Below are 13,860 nucleotides of genomic sequence, written 5' to 3'. Positions count from 1 at the left end.
TGAAATTTTGTCTTGTGACTCAGCACTTTGACATAACTTTCTGACTCAAAGCCTACATAAACTAGTCGGGAAACCCGCCCACGCCAGTGGCTCCCTTATACCCCTGTACCCCCACACCCTCGCCAAAACCCTTGATTTTTCGTTTTTATGCGTAAGTTCTAATGTAGTATTTTCTAGTTGACTAAGTTTAGAGTAACAGCAATGTCTGATTAACCCTTGCAATCATTTATCAACATGGCTTTCTAACTCAACTAGCGGAGTTTTGTGTGGCTACCTTAAAAACCTTGGAACCTGGCGATGAAGCATTGCTCGAAAACTTTTTGTTGCAACACGCCGATACTTCAATGTTTTTGCGCTCAAATTGGCGTGAAGCAGGGTTACTCGACCAAGGTGCAAGGTTTCAGGGAACATACATAGCCGCGATCGCTAATGAAATTATAGTTGCAGTCGCCGCACATTATTGGAATGGGATGCTCATAGTTCAAGCACCAGCGCATCTGGCGGAAGTGGTACAAGCAGTAGTCAACCAGTCCCATCGCCAGATTTCGGGAATTGCCGGCCCCACAGTGCAAGTTACAGCTACTAAGCAAGTTTTGGGACTAGTTGAACAACCAACTCAACTTGATGACAGTGAAATATTGTTGTCTTTAGCCTTGCCAAATTTACAAGTACCTCCAGCTTTAGCATCAGGAGAAGTTGAATGTCGCTTGCCTTACCCAGAAGAATTTGACTTACTTAGCCATTGGTGTGCTGACTACAATATAGAAGCTTTGGGACACCCCCACACCCCTGATTTAGTCGTGAATTGTCGCCGTGAGTTAGAAGCACGCCAAGCCAGGGCGAGACATTGGATTTTAGTCGCCCAAGATATGCCCATCGCTTATACAACTTTTAATGCTTGGCTACCTGATATTGTGCAGATTGGCGGCGTATGGACACCACCAGCTTTAAGGGGTAGAGGTTACGCCAAATGTGTAGTAGCTGGCTCATTATTAGAAGCGCGATCGCATGGAGTTGAACGTGCTATCTTATTCACCAATCGAGACAATTATCCAGCCCTAGCAGCATACCAGGCGATCGGTTTTCGTCCCACTGGCGAAGAATTTGGTTTGGTGATGTTTCAGTCAACATCAACTTGACTGGTTGTCAGCGTTGAATTTTCTAGTTCCAGAATTAAATACAATAGAAATTGTCGCAATTGAAACCATAATTGCCACCAGCCGCAGACAGCCATTCCCAATCCAAAATCTCAAATCCCAAATCCAAAATTCTTATGAGAGCTACAAGCCCAATTGTTGCATCTGAGCAACTGGCAACTCAGCAACTCTCAACCGTCAGGCGATTTTTACAATACCTGCGACCATATCGCAAAGAAATTCCCATTGCCTTGACATTAGTACTAATTGGTGCGTCAACTCAGGCGATCGCACCTTTTTTACTTGGTTGGTCAGTTGACCATCTAATTGCCCAAGGTAATTTATCTGGGTTGTTGCTGCTGTTAGGACTATTAGCATTACTCTACGTACTTGGTATTTCGGCAACCCGTGGTCAAATTGTGCGTGTCGGCTGGATTATGCAGCGATTATTGGCACAACTGCGCCAAGATATCTTTCTGAAAATTCAGAGTTTGCCACTCAGCTTTTTTGACCGCAGTGAAGCAGGCGATTTGATGAGTCGCTTACTAAATGATGTCAATACCGTCAATCAAGCATTCGGACAAACCGTTGCCCAAATGTTGGGTAACGTTTTTAGTTTGGTTGGAATTGTCATTGCGATGTTGGCAATTAATTTACAACTCGGTTTATTGAGTAACCTAGTTGTACCACTGATGATTTTTACCACCAGCTTATTTGCTCGTTGGGCAAGAACTAAATTCCGCGTCACCCGGCAAACCATTGGTGACCTCTCAGCCAAATTAGAAGAAGATATTAGTAGTGTGCGTGAAGCCCAAGCATTTAACCGCGTACACATCAACATTCAAGAATTTGACATGCTCAACGCAGCTAACCGGGATGCCAATGTCGAGGCGGTGGCGATTACTGCGGCCTTTTTACCTTCAATTGATTTTCTTAACACCCTCGCCACCGCAGGCGTACTCGCATTCGGTGGTTATCTCGCCGTTACTGGAGCTGCAACAGTGGGTGTGGTGACATCATTTTTACTCTACGTCCAACAATTTTTCCGCCCGATTCAAATTCTCAGTCAGTTTTATACCCAAGCCCAATCAGCTTTTGCTGGACTAGAGCGGATTTTCCTGCTGTTAGATGAACCAGCCCAACTCAAAGATGCGCCAGATGCCCAAGAAATGCCAGCAATTCAAGGTGAGGTGAGATTTGAGAATGTCACCTTTGGCTATAATCCAGAGCAACTGGTTCTCAAAGGCGTGAACTTACACGCTAGTCCTGGACAAATGATTGCCTTAGTCGGGTCAACAGGTTCAGGTAAAACGACAATCATTAACCTAATATTGCGTTTTTATGATGTCTCTGGCGGGGCAGTCAAAATAGATGACATTGATGTGCGGCGTGTCACCCAAGCCAGTTTGCGCCGTCAGATTGGGATTGTTTTGCAAGATAATATTTTGTTCAGTGGCACTGTCGCCGAAAATATTGCCTTTGGCGCTCCTTACGCCAGCCAAGCCGAAATTGAAAGTGCGGCTCAATTGGCAAATGTCCATGAGTTTATTACTTCCTTACCACAAGGTTACGCCACCAAACTAGGTGAACGAGGTGCGCCCCTCAGTCAAGGACAGCGACAACTTATTAGTATTGCCCGTGCGGTGTTGATTAATCCCCGAATTTTGATTTTAGATGAAGCAACTAGCAGTATTGATACTCGTACAGAAGCATTAGTGCAGAGTGCGATCGCGCGGTTGTTACAAGGTCGTACCAGCTTTGTCATTGCTCACCGCCTCAGCACCGTCACCCAAGCAGATCAAGTCTTAGTCATTCAACAAGGGCAAATAGTCGAACAAGGCACTCACACACAACTGATAAAACAACAAGGAGTCTATGCAAATCTTTATAGCCTCCAACTAGGCGCAAATAATTCATAGGCATCATCTCAAACCTATAAATGGTATATCTGGAAATTGTTGCTCAAATTTAATTATGTCTGTTCAAGTCTACGGCATACCCAACTGTGGTACTTGCAAAAAAGCTCTAACTTGGCTGCAAAACAACCAAATTGACTATGAGTTTATCAACACCAAAGAAAATCCGCCCACCCGTGAGCAAATCGAAAATTGGGTAAAGTCCCTGGGTTCTGCTGTGATGCGAAATACCTCCGGGCAATCTTACCGCGCTTTAGGCGAACAAAAAAAGACTTGGAGTGAACAACAATGGATAGACGCATTCACACTTGATGCGATGTTACTCAAACGTCCATTGTTTGTTAAAGATGGAACAGCCGTATTGACTGGTTTCAAAAATGAGACATTAGTACGAGAAAAATTAGAATAGTTCCCAGAGGAAACTCCAGCCCAAACAGGCAAATGTTCGGTATTTCGATTTCCCAGACAATAATCTTGACTGGAGACTGTGACATTTTCATGTGTGGTTGTGAAATTTTTTCATTGGACTGCCTTCTGCCTTCTTCAATTAAAATTGCTGAGGTGGAAGTTTGAGCGTGACAACTTCTTTGATTCACAATGATTGATCAACCACAAACAGCAACAGCTTGGCAGGGAAAACTAAACTTAGTATATGAGAATCGCCAAAATTCGACCCAGCTAATTTATAACCATCATCAAGCACCCCTCAAAGTGCAACGTCCGTTTTACCCAGAAGGTGAAAAAGTCTGTCATAGTGTGATTTTACATACAGCCGGGGGTGTGGTGGGAGGCGATCGCTTATCATCTTATTTTCACCTTAAACCCGATACCCAAGCTTTAATCACCACAGCCGCAGCCAGTAAAATCTATCGCAGTAATGGTTTACAAGCCAGACAAACTCTAGATATTCAAATTGATGCAGGCGCTTGTTTAGAATTGTTACCCCAAGAAACAATTTTGTTTAACGGCGCAGATTATCGCCAAGATTTACAGGTAGAATTAGCACCCGGAGCGAGTTTTTTAAGCTGGGAAATTACCCGCTTTGGTCGCAGTGCTAGAGGAGAGAAATTCTTACAAGGAAAATGGCGATCGCACACTGAAATTTGGCAGCAAGGTGTTCCATTATGGATAGACCGTCAATTTTTACCAGGGAACCCCGAAATTTTTCACAGTCCATCTGGTTTATTTGGACAACCCATCGTCGGTAGCTTGCTTTGGCTTGGTCATCCAGTCTCCACAGAAATTGTCGAACAAGCACGTTCTCTCTTTACCCACCACTCCTCACTCCCCACTCCCCACTCCCCACTCCCCACTCCTCACTCAGCACTCAGCACTCAGCACTCAGCACTCAGCACTCAGCACTTAATAGGAGTGACACAACTAGAACATGGACTTTTGTGTAGATATCGCGGCGCTTCCACATCTGAGGTGCGAAACTGGTTTACAGCTGTTTGGCACATACTACGAACATCTTTTTTAAGTCGTGGTATATGTATACCGAGAGTTTGGCAGATTTAAACAAACGATAAAGGATGCAAAGATGCAACTTACGCCGCAGGAAAAAGATAAATTATTAATTTTTACTGCTGCTTTATTAGCGGAAAGACGCAAAGAAAGAGGCTTGAAATTAAATTATCCTGAAGCAGTGGCTTATATATCTGCTGCAATTTTAGAAGGCGCAAGAGATGGACAGACTGTTGCGGAATTGATGAGTTACGGCACAACTTTATTAAGCCAAGATGATGTCATGGAAGGTGTCGCAGAAATGGTACATGAAGTCCAGGTAGAAGCCACTTTTCCAGATGGCACAAAGTTAGTGACAGTACATAATCCAATTCGTTAAATTTATTTTAGAAAATTACTATGATACCTGGAGAAATTATCACAGCAGCAGGGGAACTAGAACTAAATGCAGGTCGTCCGACTGTAAAATTGCCAGTGGCAAATACAGGCGATCGCCCTATCCAAGTAGGTTCACATTTTCATTTTTATGAAGTCAATTCTGCATTAATTTTTGATAGAGAACAAGCCAAAGGAATGCGCCTTGATATTCCGGCTGGTACGGCAGTACGCTTTGAGCCAGGAGATGAAAAGGAAGTCACTTTAATACCCTTTACTGGTAGTCGGCAAGTTTATGGATTTAATGCTAAGGTAAATGGCCAATTATAGTTAAGGCTTTCATGCCTTAATACCAAATACATAAAGGCAGGGTCAGATGTTTTTGAAAGATTTACGCGGGTTAAATCTAGAATTTTTAAACACATTAAAAGGTGCAATTACTCTATTTATAGATCCTGGTCGTGCTGATGCAACTCCTGATATTGAAGATGGAATGATTAACATCAAAGCGACTAAATTAGCAATTGAATATATCAAATCAAAACCAGAAGTAACACAAATTATTCAAGAACGTTATATTGCACCGCCTCCAGATATGGAAGCGATTGGCAAATGTCCTGAAGGTTCACTAGGATATGCTTTTGCTAAATATATAAAAGATACAGGTTTTGACCCCAATTACTATCGGGGTTTAAAAATCACAGATGACACCAGCTATATCTTGCATCGCCTCCGACAAACTCATGATATTTGGCATGTAGTTACAGGATTAGGCTTTGATGTCAATGGTGAATTAGGATTACAAGCATTTTGTTTAGCTCAAATTCGTATCCCCTTACCCATTATTCTCTTAGCAGGGGGATTAATGAGAACATTAATTAATGCACCAGAACAAATGGATAATTTATTAACACAAATTGCCATAGGCTATCGTATGGGAGCAAAAGCTAAACCCCTGATAGCCCAAAAATGGGAAGAAAACTGGAATAAACCTCTATCCCAATGGCGCAGCGACCTGGGAATTGAACCCACCTCAGTCTATATACCCTAAAACTCAAATCTGCCCTCAATATATGGAGTGTTTTAGATGGGATTGAAGAAGAATTCAGAAGTCAGAATTCAGGAGTCAGAATCAATTAGTGGGGGTTTTAAACCCATTTATTCATCCACCCAGCGATGCACTGATGCCGAAGTGTCGCACAGAATTCAATTCTGAATTCTGGCTCCTGACTACTGAATTCCGTTTTGATAAAAAATAATTATCAGGATTAGTTATGAGTTATAAAATGTCTCGCCGCGCCTACGCAGAAACCTATGGGCCGACTGTAGGCGATCGCATCCGTCTGGCTGATACAGAATTGTTTATCGAAGTTGAACAAGACTTTACTACCTACGGTGATGAAGTGAAGTTTGGCGGTGGTAAAGTGATTCGTGATGGGATGGGACAATCGCCGATTTCTAACGCCGATGGTGCTGTCGATTTAGTCATTACCAATGCGTTAATCCTTGATTGGTGGGGAATCGTCAAAGCAGACATCGGCATTAAAGATGGCAAGATATTTAAAATTGGGAAAGCTGGTAATCCTTATATTCAAGACAACGTAGATATTATTATTGGCCCTGGAACTGAAGCCTTAGCTGGAGAGGGAATGATTCTCACGGCGGGCGGAATTGATAGCCATATACATTTTATTTGTCCCCAACAAATTGAAGTGGCGATCGCCTCTGGAATCACAACCATGATTGGCGGCGGTACTGGCCCCGCCACCGGAACCAACGCCACCACCTGCACCCCCGGCCCTTGGAACATTTACCGGATGTTACAAGCTGCTGATGCTTTTCCCATGAATTTAGGCTTTTTGGGTAAAGGTAACGCCAGTCAACCCCAAGCACTAGCAGAACAAATTCAAGCCGGTGCAATGGGTTTAAAATTGCATGAAGACTGGGGGACGACTCCCGCCACCATTGATACCTGTCTGAGTGTGGCTGATGAATACGATGTGCAGGTAGCTATCCACACTGACACCCTCAACGAAGCCGGGTTTGTGGAAGATACCATCGCCGCCTTTAAAAACCGCGCCATTCATACCTACCACACCGAAGGCGCAGGTGGCGGACATGCACCAGATATTATCAAAGTCTGCGGTCAAGCAAATGTTCTCCCCTCTTCCACAAATCCCACCCGTCCCTATACCCTCAATACCTTAGATGAACACCTAGATATGTTGATGGTATGTCATCACCTCGACCCAAGTATTGCCGAAGATGTGGCTTTTGCAGAGTCGCGCATTCGCCGAGAAACCATCGCCGCCGAAGATATTTTGCATGACTTAGGGGCGTTTAGTATGATTTCTTCTGACTCCCAAGCAATGGGGAGAGTGGGGGAGGTAATAATTCGTACTTGGCAGACTGCCCATAAAATGAAGGTACAACGGGGAAGTCTAGAGGGAGATAACCAAGCGGATAATTTACGCGCCAAAAGATACGTAGCAAAATACACTATTAACCCAGCCATTACACATGGAATTGCTGATTATGTCGGTTCTGTAGAAGCCGGAAAAATTGCAGACTTATGCTTGTGGCGACCTGCATTTTTTGGTGTCAAGCCAGAGATAGTGATTAAAGGTGGAATGATAGCTTGGGCGCAAATGGGTGATGCTAACGCCAGTATTCCCACACCCCAACCTGTTCATATACAACCAATGTTTGGCAGTTTTGCGGGTGCGAGGAATGCAACATCTTTCACCTTTGTTTCCCAAGCAGCTTTAGAAAGAGAAATTCCCCATCAGTTGGGATTACAAAAATCAACTGTGGCGGTGACTGGAACTCGCCAATTAAGTAAAGGTGACTTGAAGCTAAATGACGCATTACCACACATCGAAGTAGACCCAGAAACTTACGAAGTCAGGGCTGATGGCGAATTGCTGACTTGTGAACCTGCAACAGTTTTACCAATGGCCCAGCGTTACTTTTTGTTTTGAGTTGCCAAAATTATAAGAGAGAGTGCGATCGCCTAGCACTCTCTCTTATATAGGACTTACGCAGTAAGACGAAAAACCAAGGATTTTGGTAATGGTAGGTTTTATCAGTATAGGGGTGTATGTATTCAAAACTCTTCATCCCACAACCTTTAACCCTTACACCCAGTCTCCACAGACAATTTTTGTGCGTAAGTCCTGTTATAAAGAAATTTCCCTAACCAAGTTTTGTATTTTTACTTGGAAGGAGATGTCGAACCTGGTTGAACACCACTATCAGGAGTTGTAGATTCTGGTGCAGGAGTTACACTACCAGGAGTGCTGGAATCTGGGGCTGGTGTAATTTGATTAGGAGTTGTAGATTCTGGTGCAGGAGTTACACTGCCAGGAGTTGTAGATTCTGGTGTAGTAGTGCTACCGGGGGTTGTAGAATCTGGGGCTGGTGTAATTTGATTAGGAGTTGTGGAATCTGGTGCAGGAGTTGTAGATTCTGGTGTGCTGCTACCAGGTGCGGGAATTGTATTGGTAGGATTTGTGGAATCTGGTGCAGTTGTACTGCCAGGAGTTGTAGGTTCAGCAGGTACTGTTGTGCTGTTAGGTGTTGACTCAGGTGTGGTTGTTGTACTGTCTGGGCTGGTTGTGGTGCTAGAAGGCTGTGTTTCGGGTACGGTGGTAGTACCAGAAGAACTTGGGGTAAGTGGTTGACCGTTGGGACAACGGGAATTTAAGGGGAAACGTTCACACAGAATTTTTAAACCTTCTGGTGACAATTGAATTTCCGTTGGTGAACTAGTGGATGGGCTACTGGACTGAGCAATTGGGGATTTACTGGATTGAGCAACTGCAACGTTAGCACTCAAAGCCAAAGTCAAAGCTGTACCAATCAACGACAGAGATTTTCCCTTCATTATGAACTTAACCTCAACGGAAACAGAACACTCGCCCCATTAAACCAAACAATTAAATTTAGAAAATCATCCTAAAAGCTGATGTTTATTTTTGCTGAAAAATTTAGTCATCTCTGCGGAAATATAAGAGTTTCAATAATTTTACTGAAGTAAATTCGTTGTTAAAAATACAAACAATTTTAATATTTTTTTTAAGCAGAGGATAATTAATTCCAGATAGAATCAGAGATACATAGATAAAAATCAGAAATTTATCAATGTAAACCTAATAACTTACTCTCATACAACATCTAGATACATAAATATTTTTCCAGTAACTATTAAAATTCTTTATGCGACGAGACTCGATATTTTATAAACTATTTCAACAATTCCCACCTTTGTTATTTGAGCTACTGCAACATCCTCCCAATAATGCTCAAAGTTATCGGTTTGATTCCGTGGCTATTAAAGAACCTAGATTTGAAATTGATGGCGTTGTCTTGAAAAGTTTTGTGGAAGGAAACCTTCCCCACAAACTTTTCGCTTTCTCCCACCAGAAGATGAAGGCGCAGGAATCGTGTATTTCTGTGAGGTACAGTTTCAAAGAGATGAACATCTGTATAAAAGAGTTTTTGCCGAATCATCATTATATTTTTACCGTAATAGTACCCGATTTATTGATTGGCAAGCAGTGATAATTTATCCATCACGCAATATTGAGCAAACAAATACTCATCCCCATCGCTCATTGTTGAACGGTGAACAAGTGCATCGGGTGTATTTAGATGAATTAGGAGATATTCGCTCTTTACCTATGTGGGTAGCACTGATGGTTTTAACTACCTTATAAGAAGAACAAGCACCCGTAGAAGCACGATATTTGTTAACTAAAGCAAGTCAAGAAACTTCATCGCCATCAAGTCGCGCGATAATAGAAATGATTACAACGATAATGGTCTATAAATTTGAAGTATTAAGTCGCACAGAGGTAGAGCAAATGCTAGGAATTACACTCAAGGAAACAAGAGTTTACAGAGAAATTAAGGAAGAAGGGCGTGAAGAAGGACGTGAGGTGATGGCTAATGCTATTTGTCGCCAGTTGAGTAAACGATTGGGACAGGAACTTTCTCCAGAAATACATGACTCAGTTTTTAGTTTGTCTTTACCTTTACTGGAAGATTTGAGTGAGGCGCTGTTAGATTTTACTGGTGTGGCTGATTTACAAGCTTGGTTAGACGCGCGATGATTCGCAATTGGCACAATTGCTGCTGTGGCTGATGAATAATATAAGACGGTTCAGTGATGAAGAAATGTAGGTTGCTTAGAGCGATCGCGCTGAATATTCTCTTCATTTGACTCAGCCAGTTTGATTTTTATACAATCCCATACAGGTCAAAGACTTCTGTCACGTTGCTATTAAATTTAATACAAAGTTTCGATGCTTAGTGAAATTTAAATTATAAATATCCCCCTAATTCACCCTTTTGAAGAGGAACTTTGATTGTACTTCCTCTATTTTCAAGGGGGCTAGGGGGATCGAAACCTTCACTAACTGTATTGCCTCATAACTCACATCTTGCACTTTCGTGAGAGTGGCTATTGTTCTTTAATGATGATTAGAGGTGTAATAAACCTTCCCACCAGTGTCAGGGACAAAATGGCAGCTAACACAAGAACGCCATAAAGCCTTCCAAATTGGTTCTTCAGACTTGCGGTAATATTCACCCATTACAGGTTTGATGGCTTCAGTAGCCTTCAATAAATTGTAGTGAGGAATATTCAAGAAGATGTGATGGGCAACGTGAGTACCGATATCGTGATGGATATGATTAACCAAACCGTAATTGCGATCGATACTCGAAATTGCACCTTTGAGGAAAGTCCAATCATCACCACGATACCAAGGAATATCAGGTTCAGTGTGATGTAAAAATGTTACCAAATCTAACCAAATCACAAACACGATGTAGGGCATAGCGTAGTATTTAAACAACCACATCCAACCCCATTGATAGGTGAGTACCCCTAACAAACCTACCATCCCAATCCAGAGTGCAGTGCTAGTAATAATGTCCCATTTTTCTGAGGGCTTGAAAAGTGAGCTACTTGGTGAAAAGTGCGAACCTTCTTTGTTGGGAGAACGCTTAAATAAATAGACTGGATAAGCCAATAAAAATAAATAATATCGACCTATTTTCTGTGCCAAAGGCATTTCTTTATACTGTGATTCACTCACAGGATACCAGCTTTCATCATTATCAATATTACCAGTATTTTTATGATGTGTCCTATGGCTGATGCGCCAGCCGTGATAAGGCACTAGTATAGGAGTATGAGATAAATGCCCAATTAAGTCATTGAGCCATTTATGCTTGGAAAAAGATTGATGTCCGCAGTCATGACCAACAACAAATAAAGCCCAAAACATTGTGCCTTGCATTAACCAGAAAAAAGGCCAAAAATACCAAGAATCAAGATAATGCGCCACTGCATAAAGTGAACCAATAATCAGAATGTCACGAAAGAAATAAAACAGCGATTTACTGACATTGGGTTGAAAACATTCATCTGGGATAGCAGCTTTTAAATCTTGGAGAGTAAACGGCAGTTTAGTTGCATCCTCAGAAGCTTGATTTGCACGAGAACTGTCGAACGGGATAGTAGTTGATTGCACTTGGTTCTTTGATAAAAAATAAAGTCGAACTGTTTTAGAGGTTTTCCTTCCCCTTTGGGATACTTGCGATGCTGATATAGACGCAAGACAAAAATATCTGGCAATTCACTGAGCAATAACTAAAATTTATAGAGAATTGCCAGAAATCTTTAATGTGCAGACAAATAATCTCTTCGCTCTACTTTGAGGATCTGAGATTAATTCAGCGAGATTTTAGCTGAATTTTGGTTTACTTACCTGCGTAATATTCGTTAAAAGTTTGATAACCCTCATCAGTCACATAAAGTTGACATTGGTCTGTAATTTGTTTCATTAAAGACCAAGAAAACTTAAATTCGTCATGCAAATAATTTCCCCAATTTTCTTTAATGCTGCTGTACGCTAGGCGTAAATTATAAGAGGGGATAGCAGTAGAAATGTGATGTGGGACGTGGACGTTAATATCGTGGCACAGGAACTCTACCCACCGGGGATAATCACAATGAATAGTCCCGAATAGCTGCGCCATTGCTTCATTCCATTTGCTGGCTTTGTCAAACGGCACATCAGAGAAAGTGTGGTGAACAATGGTGAAGGTACTCATCCAGAAATGGTATATCATCCAAGGTATAAACCAGAATTTGATAAATCCCCAAATCCCAGTTGTAGCAATGAGGGTAGGAAACACAACTGCTGCAAAAACCACAACTACAGCAACTGAAAGTTTAATACTTCCTTGGTCTTTAACTTTAAAGTTGCGCCAATCGAAATGCACAACCGCCCAATGTCCAATGGAACCTACCCACCACAGCCGCTTTTTCATGAATAATTTAAAAGCAGATTGACGAGTGTTACCCCAATTGGTAAAAACTTCTGGTCGGATGGGATGCCAAGCATTATCCTCATCTAACTTGTTGGTATGTTTGTGATGATGATTATGCTTGATTCGCCAACTGTGAAAAGGGTAGATCAGGGGCATCATAAATATATGCCCTACTAAATCATTTACCCACTTCTTTTTGGCAAATGAACGATGACCGCAGTCATGTCCAATTACAAAAAAACCTGTTAAAGCAGTCCCTGTAAAAATCCAGGCAAGAGGCAATAGAAACCAGGGAGAAATTGCCAAACTATAGTAGCCTAAACCCACCATCAAAACATTGAAGAAAACCTGTGTCCAAGCTTTACGTCTATTCTGCTGAAAACATTCTTTTGGCAAAGTTTTGATAATATCTTTGAGCCTTAGTTGGGAATTACTAAGGTCTTTATTTGTGGCTTGCGTCTTGATGATTGATGTAGTCATGAAAACCTAAAAAACAACAAACTCCTCCACCAAGTCACATCAAAGTAACTTGTCGTAAAAATCTTTGAATTAACGCTCTGGATTATAGCAACTTTAGCTACCCAAGCACAGAAGTAAGTAGCTTTTAGATAGAACTGACCAAGAGTATGTCATGGTAAAATCACCAATTTATCTATGAGGTCAATTCAACATCTAATAATCTAAAACCCAAAAATATTTGACTAATGGATATTAGAAATACCTTTGTCATTAATCATTGGCAAACCAATAACTAATGACAAATGATAAACGAATTACGACTTTTTGTCTGCAAGTTTTACATTTTTGGCTAGACCGAAGAGTTGCAAAAACTGAATTGTCATCCAGGTCATATCGATTTCCCACCATTCCAAACCGTGACGGGCTGAGTATTGAAAAGCATGGTGGTTATTGTGCCAACCTTCACCAAAAACTAGTAGGGCTACCCACCAGCAGTTAGTTGAGTTATCGCCAGATTCATGGCTGCGATAGCCAAATTTATGGGTAGCACTGTTCACTAACCAGGTGCAATGATAAACCCAGACAATGCGAACAAAAATTCCCCAGATGACAAATGGCCAACCGCCTAGAAACAACAAGAGAAAACCTAGAGCAAATTGGATGAGAATAAAATATTTTTCTAAAAACTGATAAACTGGGTCTTCGGCAATATCTTTGGTAAAGCGAGGAACATCAGCATGAGCAGGGCATTTGTGAATTAGCCAACCCATGTGGCTCCACCAAAAGCCTTTATTGGAATCATGGGGATCTGGGTCAGTATCGGAATATAAATGATGAATGCGGTGTGTTCCTACCCATTCTATTGGCCCTCCTTGACAGGCTAATGTCCCGAAGAATACCAAGAGATATTCCAACCATTTGGGCGTTTGGAAACTGCGGTGAGTAACAAGGCGGTGAAAACCTAGGGTGATTCCTAAACCACCTGTTATCCAGTAAAGTAATAAACCCACACCAACTGCCGTCCAGCTAAAGTTGCTAGGAACAAGGGCAAATAACGCGCCGATGTGTAGACCAACGAAAAATAGGGTATTCACCCAATTGATTTGAGGTTTAGTTGAAGTAGCAATTGTCATGCAGTAACCTGTGTTGAAATTGTTCAGCCTAAT

The 13,860-nt window shown here is 41.8% G+C and carries 12 protein-coding genes and 1 pseudogene; 9 read left to right on the top strand and 4 right to left on the bottom strand.

Annotation, left to right across the window (positions count from 1 at the left end; genetic code table 11):
• The first annotated feature begins 266 nt into the window (after nucleotides 1-266).
• The 8 genes from H6G28_RS24880 (at nucleotide 267) to ureC (ending at nucleotide 7,872) form a co-directional block, all read left to right on the top strand.
• Nucleotides 267-1,139 (top strand): GNAT family N-acetyltransferase, encoded by an 873-nt coding sequence (locus H6G28_RS24880; RefSeq protein WP_190675076.1) that lies wholly within the window; start codon nucleotides 267-269, stop codon nucleotides 1,137-1,139.
• A 134-nt stretch (nucleotides 1,140-1,273) separates the two neighbouring features.
• Complete coding sequence (locus tag H6G28_RS24875; RefSeq protein WP_190675073.1) at nucleotides 1,274-3,055, top strand: ABC transporter ATP-binding protein; 1,782 nt, start codon at nucleotides 1,274-1,276, stop codon at nucleotides 3,053-3,055.
• Nucleotides 3,056-3,110: 55 nt separating this feature from the next.
• Entirely contained in the window at nucleotides 3,111-3,461 is a 351-nt protein-coding gene (locus H6G28_RS24870; protein WP_190675070.1) for a Spx/MgsR family RNA polymerase-binding regulatory protein, read from the top strand.
• Nucleotides 3,462-3,649: 188 nt separating this feature from the next.
• Nucleotides 3,650-4,570, top strand: coding sequence for an urease accessory protein UreD (locus H6G28_RS24865; RefSeq protein ID WP_190675066.1), 921 nt, complete (start codon nucleotides 3,650-3,652; stop codon nucleotides 4,568-4,570).
• Nucleotides 4,571-4,592: 22 nt separating this feature from the next.
• Nucleotides 4,593-4,895, top strand: a complete 303-nt coding sequence (gene ureA, locus H6G28_RS24860) for an urease subunit gamma (RefSeq protein WP_190675063.1) — start codon at nucleotides 4,593-4,595, stop codon at nucleotides 4,893-4,895.
• A gap of 20 nt (nucleotides 4,896-4,915) precedes the next feature.
• On the top strand, nucleotides 4,916-5,221 hold the full coding sequence (locus tag H6G28_RS24855) for an urease subunit beta (protein ID WP_190592403.1): 306 nt from the start codon (nucleotides 4,916-4,918) through the stop codon (nucleotides 5,219-5,221).
• 46 nt (nucleotides 5,222-5,267) lie between these two features.
• Entirely contained in the window at nucleotides 5,268-5,942 is a 675-nt protein-coding gene (locus H6G28_RS24850) for a Coq4 family protein (protein WP_190675060.1), read from the top strand.
• A gap of 223 nt (nucleotides 5,943-6,165) precedes the next feature.
• Nucleotides 6,166-7,872 (top strand): urease subunit alpha, encoded by a 1,707-nt coding sequence (ureC, locus tag H6G28_RS24845; protein WP_190675057.1) that lies wholly within the window; start codon nucleotides 6,166-6,168, stop codon nucleotides 7,870-7,872.
• Between the two features lie 233 nt (nucleotides 7,873-8,105).
• Here ureC and H6G28_RS24840 read toward each other — a convergent pair whose 3' ends face one another.
• Entirely contained in the window at nucleotides 8,106-8,777 is a 672-nt protein-coding gene (locus tag H6G28_RS24840; RefSeq protein WP_190592406.1) for a hypothetical protein, read from the bottom strand.
• A gap of 332 nt (nucleotides 8,778-9,109) precedes the next feature.
• Between H6G28_RS24840 and H6G28_RS24835 the strand changes: the two are divergent.
• Nucleotides 9,110-10,005, top strand: a pseudogene (locus H6G28_RS24835) (Rpn family recombination-promoting nuclease/putative transposase).
• A 360-nt stretch (nucleotides 10,006-10,365) separates the two neighbouring features.
• On the opposite strand, the gene H6G28_RS24830 reads toward H6G28_RS24835, so the two are convergent.
• From H6G28_RS24830 to H6G28_RS24820, 3 genes are all read right to left on the bottom strand, one after another.
• Entirely contained in the window at nucleotides 10,366-11,433 is a 1,068-nt protein-coding gene (locus tag H6G28_RS24830; protein ID WP_190592407.1) for a fatty acid desaturase, read from the bottom strand.
• A 229-nt stretch (nucleotides 11,434-11,662) separates the two neighbouring features.
• Entirely contained in the window at nucleotides 11,663-12,715 is a 1,053-nt protein-coding gene (locus H6G28_RS24825; RefSeq protein WP_190592408.1) for a fatty acid desaturase, read from the bottom strand.
• A gap of 293 nt (nucleotides 12,716-13,008) precedes the next feature.
• A complete protein-coding gene (locus H6G28_RS24820) occupies nucleotides 13,009-13,827 on the bottom strand; it encodes an acyl-CoA desaturase (protein ID WP_190592409.1) in 819 nt (272 codons plus the stop codon).
• Nucleotides 13,828-13,860 lie beyond the last annotated feature (33 nt).

Source organism: Nostoc sp. FACHB-190 (genome assembly GCF_014696905.1).
Lineage (GTDB): Bacteria > Cyanobacteriota > Cyanobacteriia > Cyanobacteriales > Nostocaceae > Nostoc_B.
Note: the sequence above shows the minus strand (reverse complement) of the source record. Positions and strands in the feature narration are given on the sequence as shown.

What these genes read in the sequence shown, in the direction of transcription:
- H6G28_RS24855 (WP_190592403.1), top strand. Translation starts at nt 4,916, where the DNA reads ATGATACCTGGAGAAATTATCACAGCAGCAGGGGAACTAGAACTAAAT.
- H6G28_RS24820 (WP_190592409.1), bottom strand. Translation starts at nt 13,827, where the DNA reads ATGACAATTGCTACTTCAACTAAACCTCAAATCAATTGGGTGAATACC.
- H6G28_RS24840 (WP_190592406.1), bottom strand. Translation starts at nt 8,777, where the DNA reads ATGAAGGGAAAATCTCTGTCGTTGATTGGTACAGCTTTGACTTTGGCT.
- H6G28_RS24870 (WP_190675070.1), top strand. Translation starts at nt 3,111, where the DNA reads ATGTCTGTTCAAGTCTACGGCATACCCAACTGTGGTACTTGCAAAAAA.
- H6G28_RS24825 (WP_190592408.1), bottom strand. Translation starts at nt 12,715, where the DNA reads ATGACTACATCAATCATCAAGACGCAAGCCACAAATAAAGACCTTAGT.
- H6G28_RS24850 (WP_190675060.1), top strand. Translation starts at nt 5,268, where the DNA reads ATGTTTTTGAAAGATTTACGCGGGTTAAATCTAGAATTTTTAAACACA.
- ureA (WP_190675063.1), top strand. Translation starts at nt 4,593, where the DNA reads ATGCAACTTACGCCGCAGGAAAAAGATAAATTATTAATTTTTACTGCT.
- H6G28_RS24865 (WP_190675066.1), top strand. Translation starts at nt 3,650, where the DNA reads ATGATTGATCAACCACAAACAGCAACAGCTTGGCAGGGAAAACTAAAC.
- H6G28_RS24875 (WP_190675073.1), top strand. Translation starts at nt 1,274, where the DNA reads ATGAGAGCTACAAGCCCAATTGTTGCATCTGAGCAACTGGCAACTCAG.
- ureC (WP_190675057.1), top strand. Translation starts at nt 6,166, where the DNA reads ATGAGTTATAAAATGTCTCGCCGCGCCTACGCAGAAACCTATGGGCCG.